The organism is Gaiella occulta, from assembly GCF_003351045.1.
GTDB classification, from domain to species: Bacteria; Actinomycetota; Thermoleophilia; order Gaiellales; family Gaiellaceae; genus Gaiella; species Gaiella occulta.
Genome location: NZ_QQZY01000005.1, coordinates 96,685 through 121,335, shown reverse-complemented (window position 1 = coordinate 121,335; position 24,651 = coordinate 96,685). Strand labels below are relative to the sequence as shown.

The 24,651-nt window shown below is 71.2% G+C and carries 24 protein-coding genes and 1 tRNA gene; 10 read left to right on the top strand and 15 right to left on the bottom strand.

Annotated elements, in window-relative coordinates:
• Nucleotides 1–14 precede the first annotated feature (14 nt).
• Nucleotides 15–1,403, top strand: coding sequence for a DUF2079 domain-containing protein (locus Gocc_RS11010; protein WP_114796615.1), 1,389 nt, complete (start codon nucleotides 15–17; stop codon nucleotides 1,401–1,403).
• 8 nt (nucleotides 1,404–1,411) lie between these two features.
• Here the strand turns inward: Gocc_RS11010 and Gocc_RS11005 are convergent, their stop codons facing one another.
• Complete coding sequence (locus Gocc_RS11005; protein ID WP_181813598.1) at nucleotides 1,412–2,620, bottom strand: MptA/MptB family glycosyltransferase; 1,209 nt, start codon at nucleotides 2,618–2,620, stop codon at nucleotides 1,412–1,414.
• Nucleotides 2,617–4,722 carry a transglycosylase domain-containing protein gene (locus tag Gocc_RS11000; protein ID WP_114796613.1) on the bottom strand — a complete coding sequence of 702 codons (2,106 nt, stop codon included), beginning with the start codon at nucleotides 4,720–4,722 and terminating at the stop codon, nucleotides 2,617–2,619. Before Gocc_RS11000 ends, Gocc_RS11005 begins: the two co-directional genes overlap by 4 nt.
• Before the next feature lie 81 nt (nucleotides 4,723–4,803).
• Between Gocc_RS11000 and Gocc_RS10995 the strand changes: the two genes are divergently transcribed.
• Genes Gocc_RS10995 through Gocc_RS10985 form a run of 3 tightly spaced genes read left to right on the top strand, consistent with a single transcriptional unit; the run spans nucleotide 4,804 to nucleotide 6,867 of the window.
• On the top strand, nucleotides 4,804–5,910 hold the full coding sequence (locus Gocc_RS10995; protein WP_181813597.1) for a mannosyltransferase family protein: 1,107 nt from the start codon (nucleotides 4,804–4,806) through the stop codon (nucleotides 5,908–5,910).
• A gap of 13 nt (nucleotides 5,911–5,923) precedes the next feature.
• On the top strand, nucleotides 5,924–6,607 hold the full coding sequence (locus tag Gocc_RS10990; RefSeq protein ID WP_114796611.1) for a CPBP family intramembrane glutamic endopeptidase: 684 nt from the start codon (nucleotides 5,924–5,926) through the stop codon (nucleotides 6,605–6,607).
• Nucleotides 6,604–6,867, top strand: a complete 264-nt coding sequence (locus Gocc_RS10985; RefSeq protein ID WP_181813596.1) for a chorismate mutase — start codon at nucleotides 6,604–6,606, stop codon at nucleotides 6,865–6,867. The genes Gocc_RS10990 and Gocc_RS10985 overlap by 4 nt, the downstream gene beginning before the upstream one ends.
• A gap of 6 nt (nucleotides 6,868–6,873) precedes the next feature.
• Here the strand turns inward: Gocc_RS10985 and Gocc_RS10980 are convergent, their stop codons facing one another.
• From Gocc_RS10980 to rpmH, 10 genes are all read right to left on the bottom strand, one after another.
• Entirely contained in the window at nucleotides 6,874–7,407 is a 534-nt protein-coding gene (locus tag Gocc_RS10980) for a bifunctional nuclease family protein (protein ID WP_114796610.1), read from the bottom strand.
• 69 nt (nucleotides 7,408–7,476) lie between these two features.
• Nucleotides 7,477–7,550: transfer RNA gene (locus Gocc_RS10975), tRNA-Ile, on the bottom strand.
• Nucleotides 7,551–7,606: 56 nt separating this feature from the next.
• The gene (locus Gocc_RS10970) at nucleotides 7,607–8,446 is read right to left on the bottom strand and encodes a ParB/RepB/Spo0J family partition protein (protein WP_181813595.1); all 840 of its coding nucleotides are present in this window, start codon (nucleotides 8,444–8,446) and stop codon (nucleotides 7,607–7,609) included.
• A complete protein-coding gene (locus Gocc_RS10965; protein WP_114796608.1) occupies nucleotides 8,430–9,188 on the bottom strand; it encodes a ParA family protein in 759 nt (252 codons plus the stop codon). Before Gocc_RS10965 ends, Gocc_RS10970 begins: the two co-directional genes overlap by 17 nt.
• 50 nt (nucleotides 9,189–9,238) lie before the next feature.
• Nucleotides 9,239–9,838, bottom strand: a complete 600-nt coding sequence (locus Gocc_RS10960) for a 16S rRNA (guanine(527)-N(7))-methyltransferase RsmG (RefSeq protein WP_114796607.1) — start codon at nucleotides 9,836–9,838, stop codon at nucleotides 9,239–9,241.
• Nucleotides 9,839–9,856: 18 nt separating this feature from the next.
• On the bottom strand, nucleotides 9,857–10,570 hold the full coding sequence (gene jag / locus Gocc_RS16245) for an RNA-binding cell elongation regulator Jag/EloR (protein WP_181813594.1): 714 nt from the start codon (nucleotides 10,568–10,570) through the stop codon (nucleotides 9,857–9,859).
• Nucleotides 10,567–11,409: a YidC/Oxa1 family membrane protein insertase gene (locus Gocc_RS16240; protein WP_181813593.1), complete on the bottom strand. Its 843-nt coding sequence runs from the start codon at nucleotides 11,407–11,409 to the stop codon at nucleotides 10,567–10,569. The genes jag and Gocc_RS16240 overlap by 4 nt, the downstream gene beginning before the upstream one ends.
• Nucleotides 11,406–11,660, bottom strand: coding sequence for a membrane protein insertion efficiency factor YidD (yidD, locus tag Gocc_RS10940; protein WP_114796605.1), 255 nt, complete (start codon nucleotides 11,658–11,660; stop codon nucleotides 11,406–11,408). The genes Gocc_RS16240 and yidD overlap by 4 nt, the downstream gene beginning before the upstream one ends.
• Nucleotides 11,657–12,007, bottom strand: coding sequence for a ribonuclease P protein component (rnpA, locus tag Gocc_RS10935; RefSeq protein ID WP_181813592.1), 351 nt, complete (start codon nucleotides 12,005–12,007; stop codon nucleotides 11,657–11,659). Before rnpA ends, yidD begins: the two co-directional genes overlap by 4 nt.
• A gap of 14 nt (nucleotides 12,008–12,021) precedes the next feature.
• Nucleotides 12,022–12,156, bottom strand: coding sequence for a 50S ribosomal protein L34 (rpmH, locus tag Gocc_RS10930; RefSeq protein ID WP_114796603.1), 135 nt, complete (start codon nucleotides 12,154–12,156; stop codon nucleotides 12,022–12,024).
• Between the two features lie 333 nt (nucleotides 12,157–12,489).
• On the opposite strand from rpmH, the gene dnaA reads away from it, so the two are divergent.
• From dnaA to gyrA, 6 genes are all read left to right on the top strand, one after another.
• Nucleotides 12,490–13,857, top strand: coding sequence for a chromosomal replication initiator protein DnaA (gene dnaA, locus Gocc_RS10925; RefSeq protein ID WP_114796602.1), 1,368 nt, complete (start codon nucleotides 12,490–12,492; stop codon nucleotides 13,855–13,857).
• Nucleotides 13,858–14,015: 158 nt separating this feature from the next.
• A complete protein-coding gene (gene dnaN, locus Gocc_RS10920; RefSeq protein WP_220150578.1) occupies nucleotides 14,016–15,143 on the top strand; it encodes a DNA polymerase III subunit beta in 1,128 nt (375 codons plus the stop codon).
• Nucleotides 15,107–16,201, top strand: coding sequence for a DNA replication/repair protein RecF (gene recF, locus Gocc_RS10915; protein WP_114796601.1), 1,095 nt, complete (start codon nucleotides 15,107–15,109; stop codon nucleotides 16,199–16,201). Before dnaN ends, recF begins: the two co-directional genes overlap by 37 nt.
• Nucleotides 16,201–16,668: a DciA family protein gene (locus Gocc_RS10910; RefSeq protein WP_114796600.1), complete on the top strand. Its 468-nt coding sequence runs from the start codon at nucleotides 16,201–16,203 to the stop codon at nucleotides 16,666–16,668. Before recF ends, Gocc_RS10910 begins: the two co-directional genes overlap by 1 nt.
• Before the next feature lie 70 nt (nucleotides 16,669–16,738).
• A complete protein-coding gene (gene gyrB / locus Gocc_RS10905; protein ID WP_114796599.1) occupies nucleotides 16,739–19,120 on the top strand; it encodes a DNA topoisomerase (ATP-hydrolyzing) subunit B in 2,382 nt (793 codons plus the stop codon).
• Nucleotides 19,113–21,704: a DNA gyrase subunit A gene (gyrA, locus tag Gocc_RS10900; protein ID WP_114796598.1), complete on the top strand. Its 2,592-nt coding sequence runs from the start codon at nucleotides 19,113–19,115 to the stop codon at nucleotides 21,702–21,704. The genes gyrB and gyrA overlap by 8 nt, the downstream gene beginning before the upstream one ends.
• A 9-nt stretch (nucleotides 21,705–21,713) precedes the next feature.
• Here gyrA and Gocc_RS16235 read toward each other — a convergent pair whose 3' ends face one another.
• The 3 genes from Gocc_RS16235 to Gocc_RS10885 all read right to left on the bottom strand — a co-directional run bounded on the left by Gocc_RS16235 (nucleotide 21,714) and on the right by Gocc_RS10885 (nucleotide 24,651).
• Nucleotides 21,714–22,379 carry an HIT family protein gene (locus tag Gocc_RS16235; protein WP_181813591.1) on the bottom strand — a complete coding sequence of 222 codons (666 nt, stop codon included), beginning with the start codon at nucleotides 22,377–22,379 and terminating at the stop codon, nucleotides 21,714–21,716.
• Between the two features lie 194 nt (nucleotides 22,380–22,573).
• On the bottom strand, nucleotides 22,574–23,341 hold the full coding sequence (locus Gocc_RS10890; protein WP_220150577.1) for a slipin family protein: 768 nt from the start codon (nucleotides 23,339–23,341) through the stop codon (nucleotides 22,574–22,576).
• Entirely contained in the window at nucleotides 23,326–24,651 is a 1,326-nt protein-coding gene (locus Gocc_RS10885) for an NfeD family protein (RefSeq protein ID WP_181813590.1), read from the bottom strand. Before Gocc_RS10885 ends, Gocc_RS10890 begins: the two co-directional genes overlap by 16 nt.

Genomic DNA, 24,651 nt, shown 5'->3' with positions numbered 1-24,651 from the left:
TCCTGGCAGGGGCAGTGGGCCTCTTCGCCGCCGGCATGTCTGCGCTGTCGGTGCTGCAGCATCGCGCATTCGAAACCGGCCGCTTCGACGTGGGCAACCTCACGCAGGCCGTGTGGTCGACCGCGCACGGCCGCTTCCTCGAGGTCACCGACCTGCAGGGGCGCCAGATCTCGCGTCTCGGCGCGCACTTCGACCCCATCGTGGCCGTCCTCGCACCCGCCTGGCGGCTCTGGCCACATCCGTCGCTCCTGCTCGTGACACAGGCGGTCGCCGTCGCCTTCGGGGCCGTGCCGGTGTTCCTGCTCGCGCGCAAGCACCTGGAATCGGAATGGGCGGGGCTGGCGTTCGCCGTCGTCTACCTGCTCTACCCGCCGACGCAGTGGCTCGTCCTCGACGACTTCCATCCGGTCGCGCTGGCGACGCCGCTCCTGCTCGCCGCCGTCTGGTTTCTCGACGAGGAACGTGTCGTGCCGTTCGCCGCGTGCGCGGCTCTCGCCAGCCTGACCAAGGAGCAGGTGGGGCTCGCCGTGGCGGCGCTCGGGCTCTGGTACGCGCTCGCCCACGGGAGGCGGCTCGCCGGCGCGGCGATCGCGCTGGCCGGCACCGTCGTCGCGGGCGTCGCCGTCGTCGTCGTCGTCCCGCACTACGCGCCCGGCGGGGGGTCGCCGTTCGCCGGTCGCTACGCCGAGATCGGCGGATCGCCGGCAGGAGTCGTCTCGACGCTCGTCACCGACCCGCTGCGCGTTCTCGGCGCGGCGACGTCGCGACACGATCTCGCGTACCTCGCCGACCTCGTGCTGCCGCTGGCCGGCCTGGCCGTGCTCGCGCCGGCGCTCGCGCTCACCGCGTTGCCCGAGATCGCGCTCAACGTGCTCTCGAGCACCCGCACGCAGACGTCGATCCACTTTCACTACACGGCGGCGGCGATCCCCGGGCTCGTGGCGGCGTCGGTGCTCGGTGCCGCGCGCCTGCGGCGGCGGCTGCCGCGGCTCGCACCGGCCGTTCCCGCGGGCGCGGCCGCGGTGACGCTGCTGGCCGGCGTCGTCCTCGGCCCGCTGCCGCTGTGGCGCGACGTTCCGTTCGGCTCCCGGCTCGGTACGCGCGACCACGTCGTCACCGCACATGACCGCGTCGCCGCCGAGGCGCTACGACGCGTGCCGCCGGACGCCGTCGTGAGCGCGACGAACACCCTCGGCGCCCACCTGTCGGCGCGACGGCGCATCTACAGCTTCCCGGTCGTCCGCGACGCGACGTGGATCGCCGTCGACACCACCCGCCCGAGCTACCTCGACGACGCCGTCGCGCCGGCACGGTTCCGGCTGGCGCTCCGGCAGCTCCTGTCCGACCCGGGCTGGCGGGTCGTGTTCTCCCGTGACGGCGTGCTGCTCCTGCGACGCCGCTGAGAGCTCTCTCAGAGCGGGATCGCCTGCGGCAGCAGGTAGGCGCAGAGCAGCAGGCAACCCATCTTCGCGGCCCTGTCCTCCTCGGCCGCGGCGAGCGGCACGGCCCAGCCGAGGTACCAGACGGCGAGGTACGGCGTCGTCGCGAGCAGGAGGCAGGCCGCGAGACCGAGCCGGGCCCGGCCGCGCAGCGCCTGCCGGACGAGCCAGCCGAAACCCGCCACCAGCACGGCGCCCGCGATGGCGAGTGCCGCTCCCCGGGGTAAGCCGATCTGCTCGAGCCGGTGGGGAAGCGCGTAGCTCGTCTCGAGCGCGGCGTTGCCGGCCAGCGGCACGACGGCGAGAGGCCAGTGGATGCCGTAGCGGAGCGTAGCCGCGAGCGCGACGGCGGCAGCCGTGAGCGCGAACCCGAGGTGGGCGGTCGCGCGGCGCGTGGCGCGAGCCTCGAGCGCCCGCAGCACGAGGAACGGCAGCGGTACCCACTTGACGGCGATTGCCAGCGCCCAGGCAACGCCGGCGGCCTGGAGCCGCCGCGCCGCCGCGAGCGCGAGCGCCGCCATCAGCAGCGCCCCGACCCAGGCATCGTTGTGCCCACCGCCCGCGAGGTGCACGGCAAGGAGCGGGTTCCAGCCGACGAACGCGACCGCGGCGGCGGGTCGGCGCGCGAGCCGCCCGGCGAGAAGCGCAGCTGCCACCGCCGCGAGTGCCGCGAGCGTCTTGAACGCCCATGCCGCGGCGTCGGCGGAATCGCCGGCGGCAAGCGCGACCGGCTCCGATGCCAGCGTGAAGGCGGGGCCGTAGACGGACGTCGTCTCGAGCCAGGCCGCCCCCTGCAGCGGCAGCGCCGGGCTGTCCGGGAACGCCGCCGGACGATCGGCGTAAGGATTGCCGCCGCCGCGGGCGGCGATCCATCCGTACGACCAGTACGTCCATGCGTCGGTGGAGAGCAGGAGCGGGGCGCCGAGAGGGACGATCTGGATCGCCAGCGCGAGCGCCACCGCCGCCCTGCGCCCGACGCCGTGCCGGCGCGCCGCGGCGAGCCCGACGAGATAGGCGGCGAATGCCGCCACGAGCAGCGCGAGGAACAGGCGCGCCGAGCCGCCGCCGCGACCGCCGTCGCGCGGCACGAGCGCGGATGCCTCTCGCCACGCGAGCGCGGATGCCGCGGCGACGAGAGCCAACGTCGCAAGCCCGGCCGCGGGGGCGAGGCGGCCTCTCACGGTCGGGGCGTCGTCTCGTTCGCAGCCGGCGCCGTCGTGGTGGATCCCGGCTCGGCCGTCGTGGCCGTCGCGCTGTCCGTCGTCGCCGCTGCCGCGTACGGATCGGAGGCGAGCGCCCACTTTCCCCGCTGGAAGGGCTTGAATTCGGGGAGCGTCTTCGCTGCCGGGAAGTCGCGCACGGGGCGCAGGCCGATCGTGCGCTCCATCATCAGGCGCCAGATCTGCGCGGGGAAGGTGCCGCCCGCGACGGCGATCCCGTGCACGTTCTCCATCGGGATCTCGCCCGCCTGGTAGCCCATCCAGACGGCGGTCGCCAGATCCGGCGTGTAGCCGACGAACCATGCGTCGGCGTGCCTGTCGGTCGTCCCGGTCTTGCCGGCGGCCGGCCGGCCGAAGGCGGCGCGGGTGCCGGTGCCGTAGCTGACGTTGTCCTCGAGGATGCGCGTCACCTCCGCCGCGACGCCGTCGGACAACACCCGCGTGCGCTTCGGCGTGCCCCAACCGGTCTCGGTGTCGTCGCTGCCGTCCGCGAGCACGACCCGCCGGATCGCCATCGGCTCGGAGTAGATGCCGCCGGCCGCGAGCGTCGCGTACGCCGAAGCCATGTCGAGGGGCGAGACGGCGATCGAGCCGAGGCCCATCGACGGGAAATAGCTCCCGTTCACGTCGAGCGGCGTGCGCACGCCCATCTTGCGCGCCACCGCCGCGATGCGCTCGGGCCCCACGTCCAGGGTGAGCTGGGCGTAGACGCTGTTGTCCGAGCGCAGCGTCGCCCTCGTGATGGAGATCCAGCCGGCGTAGCGCGAGTCGTACGTCTTCACGCACCACCAGCTGCCGTCGTCGCAGTTGCCGTCCCCGACCGGCCTGTACGTGAACGGCGCGGAGACGTAGTAGCTCGTATCCGGGTCGATGCCCTGCTCGACGGCGGCCGTGAGGACGAAGGTCTTGAACGTCGAGCCCGGCTGGCGACGGGCCTGGGAGAGCAGGTTGAACTGGTTGTCGCGCCGGCCCGGGACGACGGCGGTCATCGCACGGATCGCCCCCGTTGCCGGGTCGATCGAGATCACGGCGGCGGCGGGATCGGTCGGCTCGGTGAGCGTTGCGCGGATCGCATCCCGGGCGGCCCTCTGCCAACGCGGCACGATCGTCGTGTAGACCGTGAGCCCGCCGGAGCGCACCGTCTCCGTGCCGTAGGCGCGGATCAGCCGGTCGCGGACGTAGGCGAAGAAGTACGGCTCTCGGATCTCCTTGTAGAGCCGGCCCGGGCGCAGGCCGAGGTCGCGCGCGCGCCGTGCCCACCGGTACTGCTGCTCGTCGATCACGCCCTGCTCCCGCATCGCGCGCAGCACCTCGTCGCGCCGCGCGAGCGCCCTGCCCGGCTCGGCGAACGGGTCGTACGCCGACGGCGCCTGCGTCATCCCCGCGAGCAGGGCCGCCTCGCGCAGGTTGAGCGATCGCGACGGCTTCGAGAAGTACGTCTGCGACGCAGCCTCGATGCCGTAGGCGAGGTTGCCGTAGTAGACCTGGTTGAGGTACGACGCGAGAATGCGCTGCTTCGGCCAGGCGTCGTTCAGCTTCAGCGCGAGGCACGCCTCCTTGAGCTTGCGCTGCACGGTGCGCTCGTTCGAGATGTAGAGGTTGCGGACGAGCTGCTGCGTGATCGTCGACCCCCCCTGCACGACCCTGCGCGCTCGCACGTCCGCCCACACCGCACGCGCGATGCCCTGGGGGTCGATGCCGCCATGCTCGTAGAAACGCCTGTCCTCGATCGCGACCGTCGCCTTCGGGATCCAGGGGCTGATGCGCGTGAGGGGAACGACCTGGCGGTTGCGCTCGGCGGGGATCGACCCGAGAAGCGAGCCGTCGGCGGCATAGACGAACGAGTTCTGGCCGATGCGCGCCTCGCGCAGCGCGTCGAGGTCGCAGGAGGAGCCGAACACGTAGACACCCGCGCCCGCAGCCACGGCGGCGGCGGCGAGCACGCCCGCGAGCGCGAGCACGCCGACGAGCAGCGGTCTGCGGCGACGGCGACGGCGACGGGCGCGCGGCGGCAGGTCGGGCCCGGCGTCGCGCCTGTGCGCGCCGCGGCGAGGCGGTGTCATGGGGCGATGGTAGCCATGGTCGTCCGCGCCCTCGCGGCCCGCGCCGGAGCGCCGCTCGCCCTTCGGGTTATCGTGAGCCGCGTGGACGACGACCGGCGCTCGCCTGCTGCCGCGCTGCGCCTCTTCCTCTGGAGCCGCCTCGCGATCTGGGCCGTCGCCCTCGCTGCCCTCGCGCTCCTCGACGGCTCGCTCAACCCGCAGCGGGGGCGCTGGGACAGTCCCCGCCTGCACGAGCTCGGCCGCGCCGTCGACGTGTGGGCACGCTGGGACAGCGACTGGTTCCTCAGGATCGCCGAGCGCGGCTATTCGTGGCCGTCGAGCACGCCGGCGTTCTTCCCCCTCTACCCGCTGCTGACAGGCGCTCTCGGCCGCGTCCTGCTCGACCACTACGTGCTCGCCGGGCTGCTCGTGTCGCTCGCGGCGGGTGCCGCCGCCTTCGCGGCCCTCTACCGGCTCGCCGCGCCGCTGCTCGGCGGCGACGGGGCCCGCTGGATGCTCGTCTACCTCGCCGTCTTCCCGACCTCGTTCTTCCTCGGCGCCGTCTACAGCGAGTCTCTCTTCCTGCTCCTCGCGGTTGCGTCGTTCCTCGCGGCGGAGCGCGGTCGCTTCGCGTACGCCGGCGTCGCCGCGGGGCTCGCGCTCCTGACACGCTCGGCGGGCGTCGCCCTGCTGCCTGCGCTCGTGGTGTTCGCGTGGCGCTCCGGGCGGCGGCGGCGCGCGCTCGCCGCGATCGCGGTCGCGCCGCTCCTGTTCGGGCTCTATCCGCTCGTCCTCGGCCTGTGGATCGGCCGGCCGCTGGCGTTCGTCGACGCCCAGCAGGTCGTGTGGGAGAGGAGGCTCTCGCCCGCCGGTCCCGTCGGCGGCATCGCGGCGGCGGTAGAGGCGGTAGAGCTCCGCGACCTCTCGCTCGCCTTCGCCCTCGTGGCGCTCGGCGTCGTCGCGTGGCGGCGATTCGGTGCGCCGTACGGCCTCTACGCGCTTGTCAGCGTCGCCCTTCCGCTCAGCTTCGTCTCCGACCGGGTGCCGCTGCTGTCGCTGCAGCGCTTCGCGGTCGTCGTCTTCCCCGCGTTCATGGCGCTCGCCCACCTGACCCGCTCCCGCCGTTCGCGGCTCGTGACGGCGGCGGTCCTCGCCGCAGGGCTCGCCTTCTATGTGGTCAGATGGGCCCTGTGGTACTGGGTCGCATGAGACGGAGCCGCCCGTGAGCGGAGCGGTCGCCGGCACGCCGGCACGCCGCCTGGCCGGGCGCCTGGTCGCATGGTCCGGCCTCGTCGGCGCGCTCGTCGCGCTCGGCTACGCGTCGCGGTTCGCCGGCGGAGACCCCCCCGACGACCTCCTCTACCGCTGGTCGACGGCGGTGGGCGGAGCCGTCCAGTACGCCGTCATGCTCGGGGCGGCGTGGCTCATCGGGCGCGGCCTCGGGCGCGAGCTGCCCGGGCTGCTGCGCCCGTCCTCGTGGGGACGCGCCGCCGGCCTCGTCGTCCTCGCGCTGGTTGCGATCTGGGCCGCAGGCTGGGTGCTCAACTTCGCTCTCGAGGCCGGCAAGGAGCAGGGGCTCGTTCCCGACGGCTGGGACGGCAGCCGTGCCGCGCCGTTCGTCGCGAACTTCCTCGTCGTCGCGCTCGCGGCGCCGCTCGTCGAGGAGGTGCTCTTCCGCGGGGTCGGGTTCGGCCTCGTGTCGGCGTTCCTCGGCCCCGTGCCGGCGGTCGCAGTCACCGGCCTCGCCTTCGGCCTCGCCCACGGCCTCGTCGTCGCGCTGCCGGTGCTGTCCCTGTTCGGGGTCATCCTGGGCTGGCTGCGCTGGCGCACGGGCAGCGTCTACCCGGCGATGATCCTGCACGGGATCTTCAACGGCACCGCTCTCATCGCGGCGGTCTCGCTGTGAGCGACCGCTTCGACGAGATCCGGCGGCAGATCGCCGAGAACGACGAGAGGGTGATCGCGCTCGTCAACCGCCGGCTCGAGCTCGTGGCCGAGCTGTGGCAGTTGAAGGCCGAGCTCGGCCTCGACGTCGTCGACCCGGATCGCGAGCGCCGGCTGCGCGAACGGCTCGCCTCGGCGAACGCCGGCCCACTTTCGCCCGGCGGGGTCGACCGCCTCGTGACGGCGCTGCTCGAGCTGACGAAGCGCGAGCTCGGCGCCTGAGCCGGCCTACTCCTCCTCGTCCGTCCCGGTGGCGAAGTCCTCCGGGGTGACCGTGTCGAGGAAGCGCCGGAACTCGGCGGGGTCGAGGTCGGCGAGCGAGTCGTGGCCGGTCAGGTGCCGCGACGCCTCGCCCTCGTCACCTTCGAACTCGACGCCCGACTCCTCGATCACCTCGTCTGCGGCGAAGATCTTCGCGTCCGCGCGCAGCGCGAGAGCGATCGCGTCGGAGGTGCGCGAGTCGATGTCGATCTCGGCGCCTCCCTGGACGAGCGTGATGCGCGCGTGGAAGGTGTTCTCCCGTAGCTCGGTGACGGTGACCCGGCGGATCTCCGCGTCGAGCGAGGTGACGATCGTGGCGGCGAGGTCGTGCGTCATCGGCCGCGGCGGGTCGCTGCCCTGGAGCTTGGCGAGAATCGCGGCCGCTTCCGGCTGGCCGATCCAGATCGGCAGGAAGGTGTTGCCGTCCTGCGTCTTCAGGAGCACGATCGGCTGCTTGCCGATCAGGTCGAAGCTCACGCCGTAGACAGTCATCTCCCGCATGGGCCCTACGGCCAGTGTAGCCCGCGCGAAGCGGTGACGAAACTCCCGCTCGAGCAGGGGTTTCAGGGATGGGCGATCCTGGATTCGAACCAGGGACCTCCGCCTTATCAGAGCGGCGCTCTAACCGACTGAGCTAATCGCCCGCGCGGTCCGCGAGTGTACCGGACACGCATGCCCGGACCGGCGGGCGAGCCGGCCTCTACAGCGACTCGAGCGCCTCCACGAGCTCCGCGAGACGGGTCTCGTCGTCGAAGCGGATCTCGAGCCTGCCGGCAGCGACACGGGCGGGAAGACCGGTGAGACGCTCGGCGGCGGCGCGCGCGCGCTCGGCGAGCGCCGGGTCGACCGCCGTGGCGGTGCGCCTGCGGCGTGCCCCGCCTTCCTGCGCCGCCTTCTCCGCGGCGCGGACGGTCATCCCCTCGCGGGCGATCCGCTTTGCGAGCCGCAGGCGGGCGTCGTCATCCGGCAGCGCGAGCACGGCTCGGGCGTGCCCCTCGCTGAGCTCGCCGCGCACGAGCATCCAGAGCACCTCCTCGGGCAGCTCGAGCAGGCGCACGCGGTTGGAGACGGCGGGCTTGGAGCGGCCGACGCGCTCCGCGACCTCGGTCAGCGAGAGCTCGAACTCGTCGATCAGGGAGGCGTAGGCGCGCGCCTCCTCGACCGGCGAGAGGTTCTCGCGGGCGACGTTCTCGACGAGCCCGAGCAGCAGCGTGTCGCGGTCGTCGGCGTGGCGCACGACGGCCGGGATCGTCGGCACGCCCGCCTCCCGGGCGGCACGCCAGCGGCGCTCGCCCGCGATCAGCTCGTAGCCGCCCTCGGCGCGCGGGCGCACGACGACCGGTTGCAGCACGCCCTGGTGGCGTATCGACGCGGCGAGGCCCGCCGTCGCCTCGGGCTCGAAGCGACGGCGCGGCTGGCGCGGGTTCGCGTGCACCGCCTCCACCGGCAGGTGCAGCAGCTCGGACTCGCCGGCCCCGCCGATCAGCACCTCGAGGCCGCGGCCGAGGCCTCGCCGCGGAGATTCAGGAACGGTCGACAAGCTCCATCGCCACCTTCCAGTAGGCCTGCGCGCCGGATGAGCGGCGGTCGTAGGCGATCGCAGGGAGCCCGTGGCTCGGCGCCTCCGCGAGGCGCACCGAGCGGGGCACGGACGTCGTGAAGACGAGGTCGCCGAAGTGGCGTCGCAGCTCCTCCTCCACATCCGCCGCGAGGCGCGTGCGGCCGTCGACCATCGTCAGCAGGATGCCCGCGACGGCGAGGCCGGGGTTCAGGCGCGCCTTCACGAGGTTGATCGAGCCGAGCAGCTGGGACAGCCCCTCGAGTGCGTAGTACTCCGCCTGCACCGGGACGATCACGCGGTCGGCCGCGGCGAGGGCGTTGACGGTGAGCGGGCCGAAGGCGGGAGGGCAGTCGAGGAAGACGTAGCCGTAGCCGTCCGTGGCCGCGCCCGCCAACGCGTCGGCGAGGTAGCGCTCGCCTCCCGCGCGCGTCGAGAGCTGCACCGCGGCGGCGGCGAGGTCGGGCTTCGAGGGGACGATGTCGAGATTGGGGAAGCCGGTCGGTCTCGCAAGCTCCCGCAACGGCGCCCCGTCGAGCAGGTCGTGCGTGGAATGCCCGTTCGCGCGCTGGCCGAGACCCGAAGTGGCGTTGGCCTGCGGGTCGAGGTCGACGAGCAGGCAGCGCTCTCCCGCCTCGGCGAGACAGGCGGCGAGGTTGACGGCGGTCGTCGTCTTGCCGACGCCGCCCTTCTGGTTTGCGAGCGCGTAGATGCGGGCGGGCACGCGTCCAGGCTAGCCGCGGCGGCGGACGCGACACTCCGCGCGAGAGGGTGCTAGCTGCCCGGTGTGAGCGGTCGCTTCTTCGCCGTTCCGGGGCGGCGCGGGAACCCCGAGGGCGTCGGGCCTGTCTTGCGCAGGAGCATGAATCCCGCGGGCGCCGCCTCGAGCCGCGCCGCCAGCCGCGGCGCAATCGCCTCCACCGCACACGGATCGGCGCTCGGGCCGACCCAGAGCAGCGCGGCACCACCCTCGCGCACGAGGGGAAGGCACCACTCGGCGGCGGTGCATGGATGGGCAAGCGCCTTGGCGAGGGCGACGCCGTACGTCTCGAGCGGCTGCTCCTCGGCACGCCCCCAGACGACACGCAGGTTCGGCAGCTCCTCCGTCCAGCGCTCGAGGAAGTCGCACTTGCGGCGCTCCGCCTCGAGCAGCGTCGTCGTCCGCTCGGGAAGCGAGACGGCAAGGGGGATGCCCGGGGTGCCGCCGCCCGAGCCGACGTCGACGATCGGTCCGCTCTCGGCGGCCACGAGCTCGACGCCGCGCAGCGCGTCGTCGAGCAGCACACGCCGGGCGGCCGTCGAGTCGCGCAACGCCGTCAGTCCGGGTGTCGCGACGAGAGCGGCGAGCCAGCGCTCGAGCAGGTCCGTGGGCACGGCCGAGGGAGGGCGGCGTCAGTCCGCGGAGCGGCGCGGGAGGATCACGACGAAGCGGTTGGGCTCGGTACCCTCGCTGGCCGTCTCGACCTCGGGATCGTCCTTCAGCAGCTCGTGCACGATCTTGCGCTCGACGGCGGTCATCGGCTCGAGCTCGACGCGCGCGCCGGTCGCGCAGGCCCGCTCGGCGCTGCGGCGCGCGAGCTGCTCGAGGGTGGCGCTGCGGCGGGCGCGGTAGCCTGCCGCGTCGACGACGACCGGCAGCCGCTCGTCGCCGTACGCGCGGTGGCCGATGGCGTTGGCGAGGTACTGCAGGGCGTCGATCGTCTGGCCGTGCCGGCCGATGAGCACGCCGAGGTCGGCGCCGACGAGGGTGGCCACGATCTCGTCGTCCCCCTCGTCGATCTCGACCGTTGCGGCCGCGCCCACAACGGCGGCCGCGCGCTCGAGCAGCTCGCGCACCTGGGCTCCCTGGCCCGCCTCCCCCTCGTGGCCCGCCTGTGCCGCAGCAGGGTGGCCGGGAGGCGCGGCGGGAGGACGCTCGGCCGTGGCGACGACGCGGGCGGGCACGTAGCCGACGCCGAGCAGTCCGCGCTCGCCCTCGCTGACGACCTGGAAGCGCACGGAGTCGCGATCGAGGTCTGGCAGGAGCCGCTCGAGCTCGCGTACGGCGGCCCACTTCGCCTCGCCGACGGTCTCGCCCGAGGCCTCGACGGAGACCTCGTCGCTCACCGGCGCGGGCCCCCGCGCTTGCGCTTGACCCTCCGGGGCGGGCCGGCAACACGTCGGCCCGCGGCCGTGACGGCCCGACCGGGCTGCTCCTTGCCGTCGGCGCCGCCGCTCGCGGCCGGGGCGGGATCGTCCTTGGCGGGCGCGCGCGACGTGCGCTTCTCGGGCGGCGACGGCTTCGGCATGAGCCGCCGCGTGACGAGACCCTGCCCCGTCGTCCACAGGTTGGTCGTGAGCCAGTAGAGCATGAGGCCCGACGGGAAGCTGATCAGGAACGGGACGAAGACGATGGGCAGTGCCATCAGCAGGACGCGCTGCGCGCCCTGCATCGTCGTCGACATGAAGTACGAGGACGACAGCTGGCTCGCCACGTAGATGACGAGCAGCAGCGGTCCCCAGCCGTGCTTGACGGGGTCGGTGATGTTGACGAGACCGAGCCAGTCGACCGAGCCGCCGTAGGTCGGCAGCACGCGCTCGTCGAACTGGCGCAGAACGTAGAAGAGCGAGATGAAGATCGGGATCTGGAGAACGATAGGGAGACACGAGGCGGCCGGGTTGATCTTGTTCTCCCGGTAGAACTTCATCAGCTCCTCGTTCTGCCGCTGCTTGTCGTGCTTCCACTTCTGCTGGATCGCCTTCATCTCGGGCGCGTGCGCCTGCAGGTTCTGCATCGAATGGATCTGCCGCACCGTGATCGGCACGAGCAGGACGCGCACGATCACGGTCAGCGCGATGATCGACCACGCCCACGAGAAGCCGACCGTCTGGTGAAGCCATACGAGGACGTCCTGGAGAGCGTTCTCGAGCGGCCGCAGCGGGCTCGTGATGGCGAGCAGCCTCACGCGTGCCTCCGTCGCGCGCGCCGCTCGAAGAGCTTCGCGTGCTCCGCGTAGTCCACGCCGCCGTGGCTCCACGGGTTGCAGCGCAGGACGCGCCAGCCGGCGAGCACGGCTCCCCTGGCCAGCCCGTGGGCCCGGAACGCATCGATTGCGTACTGCGAGCAGCTCGGGTGGTACTTGCAGGTGCCGGACGGCGTCAGCAGACCGAAGCTGTAGCGCCAGACGTACACGAGCGCGATGCCGACGACCCTCATGCGGCCGCCTTGCCGAGCACGTCCGCGACCTGCTCGACGAGCCATCCGTGCCCGCGCGTGTCGGCGGGCTCGGCGATGCCCGCGCGGGCGACGAGAACGTAGTCGCGGCCGCTGGGCACGTCGCCTGCGAGCTCCTGCCAGGTCTCCCGCAGCTGCCGCTTGAGACGGTTGCGTGCGGCGGCGTTGCCGACGGCCCGGGGTACCGCGAGACCGAGGCGCGGCGAGCCGGCCGGGTCGTCCTCGCGCGGGAACCAGTGCAGGGTCAGGAACCGGGTCGAGACCGAGCGGCCCTGCCGGTAGACGGCGTCGAAGTCCCGCGAGCGGGACAGGCGGTACCGGCGCTTCACTGCAAGGTGAGCGCTCAGGCCGAGAGGCGCTTGCGCCCCTTGGCGCGGCGGCGCTTGAGGATCATCTGTCCGGCGCGCGTCGACATGCGCGCGCGGAAGCCATGCTTGCGCTTCCGGCGGCGGACGTTGGGCTGGTAGGTGCGTTTCACGGATGGGCTCTCTCGGTCAGGACGTCATGTGCGGCGCCGTGCTCGGGCGCGGCCGAGGCGCCAGTATAGACGAGGGTCCGCAGCCGCCGACTTTTCCACAGGCACGTGGAGAAGATGGGGCTCGTAAAGTGCTGCACCTGCGCAAAGGGCGTTGCCCTGCGAGGATCCCGGAGCATGACTATCCACAGCTGTGGATAGTCGTGTGGATCACTGGAATATGCTGCAAATACGGCTTTTTTTCGAGGCTTTGAGCGGCTTCTGAGATCACTGGGCAGCGCGTCCGAACGCTGCTATGCTCGCCCTCCCCACGACCGTGAAAGGAGCCTCCGAAGGGTGGAGCACACCGCCGAGCCGACTGCCGAACACCTGTGGGGCGATGTCTCCGGCCGGCTCAGGGAGGCCCTCAACGAAACCACCTATACGACCTGGTTCGGGGACGCGAGCGCGGGCACGCTCGGCGACGGCGTGTTCTCGCTCGTCGTGCCGAACGATTTCACGCGGGAGTGGATCGAGGGTCACTTTCTCGGCTTCGTCAAGGCGGCGGCGCGCGATGCGCTCGGCCGCGACGTTCGCGTTCTCCTCACGGTCCGCGAGGTGGAGGCTGTGCCCGGCGAGCTCGTCGACCACCCGGCGACACGGACGGTCGTCGAGCCCGGCACGGCCCCGGCGACGGCGACGAACCCGAAGTACACCTTCGACCTATTCGTGATCGGGTCATCGAACCGCTTCGCCCACGCTGCCGCGCTCGCGGTCGCCGAAGCCCCGGCACAAGCCTACAACCCCCTCTTCATCTACGGCGGCACAGGGCTCGGGAAGACACACCTCCTGCAAGCGATCGGCCAGTACGTGAGCGAGCACTCCAGGGGATTCACGACCCGGTACGTGACGAGCGAGACGTTCATGAACGACTTCATCAACTCGCTCCGCGACAAGCGCATCGAGGGCTTCAAGCAGCGCTATCGCACCTATGACGTCCTGCTCGTCGACGACATCCAGTTCTTCGAAGGCAAGGAGCGGATCCAGGAGGAGTTCTTCCACACCTTCAACTCGCTCTACGAGGCGGGTCGCCAGATCGTCATCTCGTCCGACCGGCCTCCGAAGGAGATCGCAACCCTCGAGGAACGCCTGCGCTCGCGCTTCGAGTGGGGATTGATCACCGACATCCAGCCGCCCGACCTCGAGACGCGTATCGCGATCCTACGCAAGAAGGTGACCACCGACCGCATCGACATCCGCGATCCCGAGGTGCTCACGTTCATCGCAGGCCGTGTCTCGACGAACATCCGCGAACTCGAGGGTGCGCTCACGCGCGTCGTCGCCTTTTCCTCCCTCACGGGCCTGTCGCTCACCGTCGAGCTCGCCGAGCAGGTTCTGCGCGATCTCTTCCCGCAGGGGAACCCCGTTCCCGCGGTGACGATCGCCTCTATCCAGGAGGCCGTCTCCGATCGTTTCGGGATGACGGTCGCCGAGCTCTGCAGCCAGAAGCGTTCGCAGTCGATCGCCTACCCGCGGCAGGTTGCGATGTACCTCTCGCGCGAGCTCACCGACGCCTCTCTTCCGAAGATCGGCAAGGAGTTCGGCGGGCGAGACCACACGACCGTGATCCATGCGACGTCGAAGATCACGCGACTCATCTCCGAGGACAGATCTGTGTACAACCTCGTCCAGGACCTCACAGCCCGCATCAAGCACAGCAGGTGATCTGTGGGACCCGCGCACATGCCGTCTCGGGACTGTGGGACCGGAGTGATCCGCCCCCAGCGGGTCCCACCGGCCACAAGCGCATGGTTGCGGGACTGGAGACCGTCATCCCCATCGTCCACACTCTCTACGTACTACTACGAGAGGTTCTCTAACTCATGATGGAAACAGACATCGCGGTCGCATCCAGCCTGAAGATCACCTGTTCCCGCGACGACCTCGTGACGCGTCTGGGTGCTGTCTCGCGTGTCGTCTCGTCGCGCGGGACGGTCCAGGTGCTCGCCGGCGTCCTCCTGCGCGCTCAGGCGGGGGCGCTGGAACTGGCCGCCACCGACATGGAGCTCTCCCTGCGTACGACATTGCCGGCCAGTGTCGAGGGTGAGGGCGCGGTCGTCGTCCCCGGCAAGCTTCTCGTCGACCTCGCACGTCTTCTTCCGGCGGCGGATGTGACGATCGAATACCGGCCGGACGAGGGTGTTACCACGGTCTCCTCGGGGAGCTACACCTCGCGGCTCAACGTCTACGCCGCCGAGGACTTCCCGCGCCTGCCGGCGATCGACGTCCCGCTGCACGCCGTCGCCACCCCCTCGTTGCTCGATACGGTCGACCGTGTGTCCCGCTCCGCCTCGCGTGACGAGTCGCGGCCCGTGCTCACCGGTATCCAGGTGCGCTTCGAGGGCACACGGCTGATCATGGCCGCCACGGACTCGTACCGACTGTCGTTCAAGGAGACGGAGCTGCAGGAGGCGGGACCCGAGCTCGAGGCGATCATCCCGGCGCGTGCGTTGACAGAGCTCGCCCGCCTGGCAGCCGGCACGGAGACCGTCCAGCTCGGAGCGAACGAGAACACCGTCGTCTTCGGCGCAGGTGACTCGTGGCTCACGACGCGCAGGATCGACGGGCAGTTTCCCGACGTGAACCGGCTGCTGCCCGAGTCGTTCGAGGTCGAAGTGGAGCTGCCGCGAGTGGAGTTCCGCGACGTCGTGCGCCGCGCTGCCGTGATGGCGCAACGCAACGCGCCACTGCGGCTGCGCTTCGCCGACGGCGAGCTGACGGTGTCGGCGCAGAGCCAGGACGTCGGCGAGACGCGCGAGTCGATCCCCGTCGCTTATAGCCGTGAGCCGCTCGAAATCGGGTTCAATGCCGAGTTCCTCGCCGACGGCGTCGACTCGGTGAGCGGCGACACCGTGCGCCTGAAGCTGATCAACCCGCTGCGCCCCGGGCTGATCAGCGCCGACGGAGATGCCTTCTGGTACCTCATCATGCCGATCCGGCTCGCCGGCTGATCGTCCGCGAGGTCACGCTCCGCGACTTCCGGTCGTACGCCCGGCTCGAGCTCGAGCTCGAGCCGGGACTCGTCCTCGTCACGGGCGAGAACGGGGCCGGCAAGACGAACCTGCTCGAATCGCTCCACCTCGGCACACAGGGGTTCTCGCCCCGCACCCGCTCGGATGCGCAGTTGATCCGCTACGGCGCCGCCGCCGCCCGTGTCGCCCTCAGCGGCGAGCGAGGGTCCACACCGATGCTCCTGGAGGTCACGCTCGGGTTGGATGCCCCCAAACGGGCCTGCCTCAACGGGGCCGCCGTGCAGTCGACTGAGCATCTGCGCGCCGAGATCTCCACGCTCGTGTTCACCCCCGACCGGCTTGCCGTCGTGAAGGGAGGGCCCGCCGCGAGGCGTGCCTACTTCGACCGCACGCTCGGCCGGCTCTACCCCGCCCGCGCGACGCTCCCCGTGGCCTATGCGGCAGCCGTCGGCCAACGCAACGCCGCCCTGCGCCGCGTGGCCGCGGGGCTCTCGTCCCGCGACGCGGTAGCCCCGTGGAGCGCCCGGGTGGCCGACCTTGCGGCCGCGCTCGTCGCCGCGCGACGGGACACCCTCGATCTGCTGCAGCCCGGATTCTGCGAGCGAGCGGGCGAGCTCGGCCTCGCGGGCGGGCGCCTCGACTACGCGTCCGAGGCCCCCACCGTGTCGGCGCTCGAGCAGCGGCTGGAGCGCGACGTGGAGCGGGGCAGCACGGGTCTCGGCCCGCACCTCGACGACATCGCCGTCCGCGCGGGAGATCGCGACCTGCGGACATTCGGATCGCAGGGCGAGCAGCGACTCGCCGTGCTCTCACTGCTGCTGGCGGAGGCGGAGCTGCTGCGCTCGCGCAGGGGTGTGTCGCCGCTGCTGCTGCTCGACGATGTCCTCTCCGAGCTCGACGCGGGGCGCCGCAGGATCCTCAGCGAGCACATCGGCAGCGGCGGCCAGGCCGTGATCACGGCAACCGGAGCCGAGGCGCTGCCGCTCGCCCCGGCGCAGCTCCTCACCGTCGTCCCCGGCTCCGTTCGCGGCGGCTGATGGACAGGCTCGCAGACAGCGTCCGGGGGGCACTGCGCACGGTCGGCGTCCCCGACGTGGGCGCGCTCGCCGATCTCACGCGTGCCTGGCCGGGCGCGGTCGGCGACGCTATCGCACGCGCCGCCTGGCCCCGACGCATGACGCGGGACGGCGTGCTGCACGTCGCGACCGTCTCATCGACGTGGGCCTTCGAGCTCGGCCATCTCGCTGCGCAGATCCAGCACGAGCTCGCGCTGGCCGCGCCCGCGGCAGGGCTCACCGGCCTGCGCTTCGCACCCGGCCCGGTGCCCGCCGCCGCCGCCGCGCCGCCCGAGCAGCGCCGGCCGCCGCGCCCCATGCCCGGGGAGGAGGAACGCCGCGCCGCCGCCGCGATCGCCGCCGCGATCGAGGACCCGCAGCTGCGCGAGAGCGTCGCCCGCGCGGCCGCCGCGAGCCTTGCCAGGGCCGCCGCCGACCGGCGTTTCTGATACACTTGTTCTCGCCAACAAAAGCCCTATTTGCAGGGCTTTTCGTCTATCAGAAAGCGACCTGGCACCCTTGACGGAGACGGACTACACCGCAAAGGACATCACGGTCCTGGAAGGGCTCGAGCCGGTCCGGCTCCGCCCCGGCATGTACATCGGCTCGACCGGTCCGCGGGGCCTGCACCACCTCGTCTACGAGGTCGTCGACAACGCAGTCGACGAGGCGCTCGCGGGACACAACGAGAGCGTCGACGTCACGATCCATCCCGACAACTCGATCACGGTGCGCGACGCGGGCCGCGGCATCCCCGTGGACACGATCGAGGATCAGGGCCTCTCCGCGCTGACGGTCGTGCTGACGAAGCTCCACGCGGGCGGCAAGTTCGGCGGCGACGGGTACAAGGTCTCGGGCGGGCTCCACGGCGTCGGCGTCTCGGTCGTCAACGCGCTGTCGGAGTGGCTCGTCGCCGAGGTGCGCAGGGACGGGAAGGTCTACCGGCAGGAGTTCGCGCGCGGAGTGCCGCAGGGCGACATGGAGGTCGTGGGCGCCGCCGCCGACACCGGCACGACGATCTCCTTCCTGCCCGACAGGGAGATCTTCGAGGAGACGGAGTTCTCGGTCTCGACGCTGATGCAGCGGCTGCGCGAGACGGCGTTCCTGACGCGTGCGCTGAGGATCGTGCTGCGCGACGAGCGCGCCGGCGGCCAGACCGTCGAGTTCCACTACGAGGGCGGAATCCGCGACTTCGTCGCCCACGTGAACGAGTCGAAGGAGCCGGTGCACAAGCACGTCATCTACTTCGAAGGGGAGACCGACCAGGGCTCCGTCGAAGTCGCCATGCAGTGGAACACGTCCTACGTCGAGTCGGTGTTCTCGTTCGCGAACAACATCAACACGACGGAGGGCGGCTCGCACCTGTCCGGCTTCAAGGCGGCGCTCACGGGCACGCTCAACAAGTACGCCCGTGACAAGGGGCTGCTGAAGGAGAAGGAGGACAACCTCGAGGGCGAGGACGTGCGCGAGGGTCTGGCCGCCGTCATCTCGGTCAAGCTGCGCGACCCGCAGTTCGAGGGGCAGACGAAGACGAAGCTCGGCAACCCCGGCGTCAAGGGCCTCGTCGAGCAGACGGTGAACCAGAAGCTCGCCGAGTTCCTCGAGGAGAACCCGAACGAGGCGCGGCAGATCATCACGAAGGCGGTGTCCGCCGCCCGCGCGCGGCAGGCGGCGCGCAAGGCGCGCGAGCTGACGCGGCGCAAGTCCGCGCTCGAGAACTCGTCGCTGCCGGGCAAGCTCGCCGACTGCTCGCTCAAGGACGCCGACCTGTGCGAGCTCTACATCGTCGAGGGCGACTCCGCCGGCGGGTCCGCCAAGCAGGCGCGCGACCGTACCTACCAGGCGATCCTGCCTCTACGCGGGAAGATCATCAACAGCGAGAAGAACCGCATCAACAAGGTGCTCTCGAACAACGAGATCCAGGCGATGATCACCGCCATCGGCACCGGCTTCGGCGACGAGTTCGCCATCGAGAACATCCGCTACGGCCGCATCATCGTGATGACCGACGCCGATGTCGACGGCGCCCACATCCGCACGCTCATCCTCACCTTCATCTACCGCACCATGCGCGAGCTCGTCGAGGCCGGCCACATCTACATCGCGGTGCCGCCGCTCTACCACGTCAAGCTCGGCAACCAGGAGATGTACTTCGAGAAGGACAGCCAGCTCGAGGAGCTGCTCGTACGCGAGCGCGTCAAGGACATCGCGATCACGTCCCGCGACGGCGAGGAGGTGGTCCTCAGCGAGGCGCGCTACCAGCGCTTCACGCGCGCGCTCGCGGAGCTCGAGGCCTGGCAGGCGAAGCTCGCGAGCGAGTTCCCGGGCGCCGCCGACTTCGTCATCGAGCACCGTCTCGTCGAGGCCGACGCGAGCACGCCGGCCGAGGCGGAGAGCCTGATCCGGAACATGCCCGCTAACGGCTACGAGCTCACCGTGACCGAGCGCCTCGAGGACAGGCTCCTCGTGAAGATCGTCGAGACGGAGACGAGCGCCGCCGAGCACGTCGTCCTGCCCGGATCGCTGCTCTCCTCGCCCGCCTACGTCAACCTGCGCCGCGCATACGAGCGGCTCGCCGAGATCGTCGGGCTGCCGGTGTTCCAGCTCTCCTACGGGAAGAAGACCGACTCCGCCGAGACGTTCGGCGCGCTGCGCGAGCGCGCGCTCGAGCTCGCCAAGGAGGGGATGCACATCTCCCGCTTCAAGGGGCTCGGCGAGATGAACCCGGAGCAGCTGTGGGAGACGACGATGGACCCGGCGCGACGGATGCTGCTCAAGGTCGAGGTCGACGACGCGGCCGCCGCCGACGAGGTGTTCTCGATGCTGATGGGCGACCAGGTGGAGCCGCGCCGTCTGTTCATCGAGCAGAACGCGAAGGGCGTGAAGTTCCTCGATGTCTGACGTGAGCGAGCCTCTCGGCGCCGGCCGCGTCGAGCCGCGCGAGCTCGAGCTGGAGATGCGCTCGAGCTTCCTCGACTACGCCATGTCGGTGATCGTGAGCCGCGCCCTGCCGGACGTGCGCGACGGCCTCAAGCCGGTGCACCGGCGCGTGCTCTACGGCATGCACGAGGCCGGCATGCAGCCGAACCGCCCGTACAAGAAGAGCGCAGCCGTCGTCGGCGACGTGATGGGGAAGTACCACCCGCACGGCGACTCCGCCATCTACGACACCCTCGTGCGCATGGCGCAGCCGTTCTCGCTGCGCTACCCGCTCGTCGACGGCCAGGGCAACTTCGGTTCGCTGGACGACGATCCCGCAGCCGCGATGCGCTACACCGAAGCCCGCCTGACGCGACTCGCCACCGAGATGCTGCGCGACATCGACATGGACACGGTCGATTTCGGGCCCAACTACGACGAGTCCCGCAAGGAGCCCGCCGTGCTCCCGTCGCGGTTCCCGAACCTGCTCGTCAACGGTTCCTCCGGCATCGCCGTCGGCATGGCGACGAACATTCCGCCGCACCATCTCGGCGAGACGATCGACGCCACCGTGCAGCTGATCGACAAGCCCGACGCGAGCGTCGACGACCTCATCAAGCACCTGCGCGGGCCCGATTTCCCGACCGGCGCGATCGTCGTCGGCCGCTCCGGCATCCGCGACGCATACCGCACCGGCCGCGGCCGCATCGTCATGCGTGCCCGCGCTCACGTCGAGGAGCTGCGGGGCGGCAAGAGCGCCATCGTCGTCACGGAGCTGCCCTACGGCGTCAAGAAGGGCGGCGACTCGGGCGTGATCAAGAAGATCGCCGACCTCGTGCACGAGAAGGTGATCACCGAGATCTCCGATCTCGCCGACCATTCGGACAAGAGCGGCATGCGCATCCAGATCGAGCTGAAGCGCGACGCGATCCCGCAGGTCGTCCTCAACAAGCTGTTCAAGCACACGGCCCTGCAGACGACATTCGGCTACAACGCCGTCGCGCTGGCCGACGGCGTGCCGCGCACGCTGTCGCTGCTCGAGCTCATCACGCACTACCTCGACTACCAGCGCGAGATCGTCACCCGCCGCTCGAAGTTCGAGCTGCGCCAGGCCGAGAAGCGCGCCCACGTCCTCCGGGGCTACCTGATCGCGCTCGACCATCTCGACGCCGTCATCGCCCTCATCCGCGGCTCCGACGACACCGACGCCGCGCGCACGGGCCTGATGGAGCAGTTCGGGCTGTCGGAGATCCAGGCCCAGGCGATCCTCGACCTGCGGCTTGCGCGCCTCACCGGACTGGCGCGCAAGGAGATCGAGGACGAGTTCGCCGACCTGCAGGAGCGCATCGCCGAGCTGCGCGCCATCCTCGGCGACCCGGCCCGCGTCGACGCGCTGATCCGCGAGGAGCTGCTCGAGATCAAGCACATCTACGGCCGCGGCGACGATCGGCGCACCGAGATCGTCGTGGGCGAGGACTCACTCGAGCTCGAGGACATGATCGCCGAGGAGGACATGGTGATCGCGATCACGCGCTCGGGCTACATCAAGCGCCTTCCCGTCACCACCTACCGCGAGCAGCGACGCGGCGGCATCGGGGTGATGGGGATGGACATGAAGGACGACGACTACATCGAGCACCTGTTCGTCGCCTCGACGCACGACTACATCCTCTTCTTCACCACCGTCGGCAAGGTGTACCGGCTCAAGGTGCACGAGCTGCCGCTCGGCTCGCGCCAGTCGAAGGGCCGCGCGATCGTGAACCTGCTGCCGTTCCGCCAGGACGAGTACATCCGCGCCGTGATCGCCACGCGCGACTACAGGGAGTCGAAGTACCTCGTCTTCGCGACCAGGAGGGGCGTCGTCAAGAAGACGGCGTTCCTCGAGTACAACACGCCGCTCAAGGCCGACGGCATCATCGCCCTGAAGATGCGCGAGGACGACGAGCTCGTCGGCGTCCGCCTCTCGGACGGCGACGACGACATCCTGATGGTGTCGCGGCTCGGCCAGGCGGTGCGCTTCCACGAGAAGGATGTGCGCCCGATGGGGCGGCCTGCCTCCGGCGTCGCGGGCATGAAGCTGCGCGCCGGGGACGAGGTGATCGAGGTCGACATCGCGGCAGACGACGCGGACCTGCTCGTCGTGACCGAGAACGGCTGGGGCAAGCGCACGCGCGTGTCCGAGTACCCTGTCAAGGGCCGCGGCACGATGGGCGTGAAGACGGCCCAGCTCGTCGAGGGCAAGGGCCGCCTCGCCGGCGCCCGCATCGTCCGCGAGGGCTATCAGGTGATGCTGATCTCCGACGGCGGCACCGTCATCCGCATGGCCGTCGACGGCATCAAGCGCTCGGGGCGCGCCACGCAGGGCGTGATCGTGATGCGCCTGCGCGAGGGCGAGCACGTCTCCAGCCTGGCGCCGGTGGTGGGGTCGGACGACGACGACGGGGATCCTGTCGAGGCGACGTCCGATGCGGCGCTTCCCGCTGGGTCCGCGGCCCGCGGCGAGGATGGCGACGACATCGGCGCGGGCGAAGCCGATCCGGACGATCCAGCGGACGACGACCTGTAGCGTCCGCTGCTACGGCAGACGTTCGCGCAGCGCGGCGGCGGCGTCCTCCGGCGCGACCGCGAGCACGTAGATGCCGGCACCGAGCTCGACGCCGCCGAAGGTCGCGAGCCGCGGCAGGATCTCCACGTGCCAGTGGTCGCCGCTGTGGAGCCAGAGGTTCCAGGCCACGTGGCCCTCGGCCGCCTGGAGCGCGCGCACGAGGTCGGCGGCGAGCGCGAGCGCGCCGTCCAGCGCCGGCCCGAAGCCGCCGCCGCCGTGCACCGCCGGCGCGACGAGGATCTCGTAGGGAACGCGCCCGGCGGCGGGGCACAGCGCGACGAGCCCGTCTCGCTCGACGACGACGCGGTCTCCGGCTCCGCGCTCGGCAGCGAGGAGAGCGCACAGGCGGCACCCCGCCGCGGCCTCCTGCTCCGCGACGACCGCTGGCGGGAGCTCGCGCAGCCACACGAGCTGCGAGTGCGAGTGCGGCAGGCTCGCGCCGGCGGCCGCACCTTCGTTCACGAAGGCGTGCAGGGCCGGGAACCCGTCTCGCGCAGCCGCGGCCGCCCGCAGCCTCCACGCCTCGGCGACGAGAGCGAGCTCGGCGGCCGTGAGCTCGGCGAGCGAACGCACGTGCCGCGGCGCGTGGATCACGACCTCCTGGCGCTCGAACGCCGGATAGAGGTTCGGCACCACGCGGACGTCCCACGGGCCGGTCCCGAGGCGCAGCGTCTCCGGCGGCGTGCGATCCTCGCGCCCGGCGCAGAACGGACACGCGCCGATCTCCTCGGCGTTCGGCTCGGGCAGGCGCTCGGGCGCCGCGCCGGGACGGTGGCGACGGCCCGGCGCGACGACCGCGAGACGCCCTGAGAGCGGGTCGCGGCGAAGGTCTACGCCGAGCCCTCCGCCTTGTTCGCGAGCGCGGTGAGGAGGTCGATCGGGATCGGGAACACGATCGTCGAGTTGTTGTTCGACCCGATCTCGAGCAGTGTCTGCAGGTAGCGGAGCTGCACGGTGATCGGCTCCTGCGCCATCACGGCCGCCGCGTCCTTGAGGCGCTCGGAGGCCTGGTACTCCCCCTCGGCCGAGATCACCTTCGCGCGCCGCTCCCGCTCCGCCTCCGCCTGCCGTGCCATCGCACGCTGCATGTCCGACGGGATCTCGACGTCCTTCACCTCGACGATCGACACCTTGATGCCCCACGGCGAGGTCGCCTCGTCGATGATCGACTGCAGGATCGCGTTGATCTTGTCCCGCTCCGAGAGGAGCTCGTCGAGCTGGTGCTGGCCGAGCACCGAGCGCAGCGTCGTCTGCGAGATCTGCGACGTCGCGTTCATGTAGTTCTCGACCTGCACGATCGCCGCCTTCGGCTCGACGATGCGGAAGTATGCGACGGCGTTGACGCGCACCGGGACGTTGTCCTTGGTGATCACCTCTTGCGGCGGCACGTTCAGCGTCACGGTGCGCAGGTCGACCTTCACCATGCGGTCGACGACCGGGATGAGGATGAACAGACCCGGCCCCTTGGGCTCTGGCAGCAGCCGGCCGAGGCGGAAGATGACGCCACGCTCGTACTCGCGTGCCACCTTCACGGTCGCGGAGAGGAGCAGGACGAGCAGAAGCAGGATGACGCCGACGACGATCAGTGCGATGGACACGGTCGATCCCTTCCGTTGCGGTGAGTGGATCCTACGACGAGTCGGAGGCCTTCCTCGACGGCCTCGACGACGGCGCGCTCGCCGGGAACGAGCGGCTCGCCGTCCGCGCGGCGAGCGCGCCACAGCTCACCCCCGACGAGCACGAGCCCGTCGCGGCGCACGAGGGCCTCCTCTCCGACCAGCCGGCCGATTCCGACCTCGACCGGATTGCGGCGCGCCTTGACGACGCGCGAGAGGGCGGCGCCGAGCAGGAGAGCGAGCGCTCCCGCGATGCCGAGCGCCGTCCACAGCGAGACCTGATAGGCCGGTCCTGCCGGGTCGAAAAGCATGAGAGCGCCGATCACGAACGTCACGGCGCCGGCCGCGGTGAGCGCGCCGTGGCTCGGCACGAAGAGCTCGCTAGCGAAGAACGCGACGGCGAGCAGCAGCAGCAGCGCGCCGGCGACCGAGATGGGGAGAACCTGGAGCCCGAACAGCCCGACCACGAGCGAGATCGCGCCGACCGTGCCGGGGAAGATCAGGCCCGGATTCCACAGCTCGACGAGGATGCCGACGAGCCCGAGCGACAGCATCAGCGCGATCACGTTCGGGTCGATGAGCAGGTCGAGCGCCTTCTTCCACGCCGACATCTCCACCCGCTCGACGCTCGCTCCGGCCGTCCGCAACGTCAGTCCCTTCGGCTGCACGACGCGGCCGTCGCTGCGCTCGAGGAGCGCCGACAGGCTCGGGGCGACGAAGTCGACGATGTTCTTCGCCGCCGCCTCCCTGGCACCGAAGTTCGCCGCGTCGCGCACCATCGCCTCCGCCGCCGCGGCATTGCGGCCGTGCTCCCGCGCGAGCTCGGCGATGTAGGCGGCGGCGTCGTTGACGATCTTGCGGCGGAGGTCCTTCGAGAAGTCCTGGCCTCCCGTCGTGATCGGGGTGGAGGAGCCGATGTTCGTCTGCGGCGCCATCGCCAGCACGTCCGCGGCCTGGCCGATGACGGCGCCCGCCGAATCGGCGCTCGAGCCGCCGGGCGCCACGTACACGATCACGGGCACCTTCGCGGCGAGGAGCGTCTTCACGATCGCCCGCATCGAGGAGCCGAGCCCGCCGGGCGTGTCCATCTCGAGCACGACCGCGTCGTAGCCGCCCCGCTCGGCGCGCCGCACCTGATCCTGCACGTAGTCCTGCGTGACGGGGTTGACGTCGTTGTCGAACACGACGACGAGCACGCGCGGGGGCGCCGCCGAAGCGGGCGCCGTGAGCAGCAGCGCTGCGGCAACGGCCGCGAGCACAAGTAAAAATCCCCGCAAAAGCGGCGGTCTCAC

Excerpts from the sequence above, each read along its gene's own strand:
- Gocc_RS10980 (WP_114796610.1), bottom strand. The coding sequence starts at position 7,407 with ATGCGGGAGATGACTGTCTACGGCGTGAGCTTCGACCTGATCGGCAAG.
- yidD (WP_114796605.1), bottom strand. The coding sequence starts at position 11,660 with ATGAGGGTCGTCGGCATCGCGCTCGTGTACGTCTGGCGCTACAGCTTC.
- dnaN (WP_220150578.1), top strand. The coding sequence starts at position 14,016 with ATGATGGAAACAGACATCGCGGTCGCATCCAGCCTGAAGATCACCTGT.
- gyrA (WP_114796598.1), top strand. The coding sequence starts at position 19,113 with ATGTCTGACGTGAGCGAGCCTCTCGGCGCCGGCCGCGTCGAGCCGCGC.
- Gocc_RS10910 (WP_114796600.1), top strand. The coding sequence starts at position 16,201 with ATGGACAGGCTCGCAGACAGCGTCCGGGGGGCACTGCGCACGGTCGGC.
- Gocc_RS11000 (WP_114796613.1), bottom strand. The coding sequence starts at position 4,722 with ATGACACCGCCTCGCCGCGGCGCGCACAGGCGCGACGCCGGGCCCGAC.